2 protein-coding genes are annotated in these 1111 nt (G+C 63.8%); both read right to left on the bottom strand.

Annotation, left to right across the window (positions count from 1 at the left end; translation table 11 throughout):
* The coding region (locus AC2A1N_RS13675) for a YeeE/YedE family protein (RefSeq protein WP_484372593.1) at positions 1-324 on the bottom strand (324 nt) is incomplete at its 3' end.
* A partial coding sequence (locus tag AC2A1N_RS13670; protein ID WP_484372591.1) for an MBL fold metallo-hydrolase occupies positions 321-1111 on the bottom strand: 791 nt, incomplete at its 5' end. The genes AC2A1N_RS13675 and AC2A1N_RS13670, both read right to left, overlap by 4 nt.

Below are 1111 nucleotides of genomic sequence, written 5' to 3'. Positions count from 1 at the left end.
GTGCCCACTGGTACAGCCAGCGCCAAGGCGAGTTCCGTAACCCACCAGCAGTCCGGCAATCACCAATACCACTGCTCCGTTTGCGGAGAGCGCCGGCAGGGGTATGGGCCTGGCCACCATTGCCAAGCCTGACGCCAGGGCAAGTCCCGCCAGGAACAGGGCAGCACTGCTGCGTCCGCCGTCACCCGGCATGCCCAGTGTCCTGGCAAGCAGACCCGAGATGCCAGCAACGCGCCCGAGAAGGAGTAGATAGGCTCCGGCCGCTGTTCCGATCATCGCACCGCCAGCGAGCGGCCAATACCAGGCCAGATGAGAGAGCGTCATAGCAGGTCCACCGGCAGCTTGAGGTAGCGCACGCCGTTTTCTTCGGGTTCGGGCAGATGGCCGGCGCACATGTTGACCTGCACTGACGGCAGGATCAGCCGTGGCATCGGAAGCGTGGCATCACGAGCCTCCCGCAGTTCCACGAACATGGCTTCACTCACGCCCTCGTGCACATGCATGTTTGTTGTCCTTTCGGCACCGATGGTTGTTTCCCATGCGAAATGGTCCCGGCCGGTGGCTTTGTAGTCATGGCACAGGAATACGCGGGCGGCGTCGGGCAGGGACAGCAGGCGCTGGATCGAGCGATACAACTGGCGCGCCGAGCCACCTGGAAAGTCGCATCGGGCGGTGCCGTAGTCCGGCATGAACAGCGTGTCTCCAGGAAATACGGCGTCGCCGATCACGTACGCCAGACAAGCCGGGGTATGGCCTGGCACGTGCAGCGACATCGCGTGCAGATTACCGATGCGGAAGGAGGCACCGTCGGCGAACAGGCGATCGAACTGGCTGCCATCCCGCTTGAATGCAGTGCCGGCGTTGAAGACCTTGCCGAAGGTTTCCTGGACTGCGGTGATGTGTTCGCCAATAGCCAGCGCGCCTCCCACCTGCTCCTGCAGCCATGGAGCCGCGGACAGGTGGTCGGCATGCGCGTGGGTTTCCAGCAACCATTGCACCTGTAGGCGCTCGGCCCGCACGTAGTCCACCAACGCCGATGCGGAGGCAGTGGAGGTGCGGGCTGCGGCCATGTCGAAGTCAAGGACGCTGTCGATGATGGCGCACGCTGAAG

The organism is Stenotrophomonas maltophilia group sp. SKK55, assembly GCF_057179845.1.
This window is presented reverse-complemented; position numbering and strand designations above follow the sequence as displayed.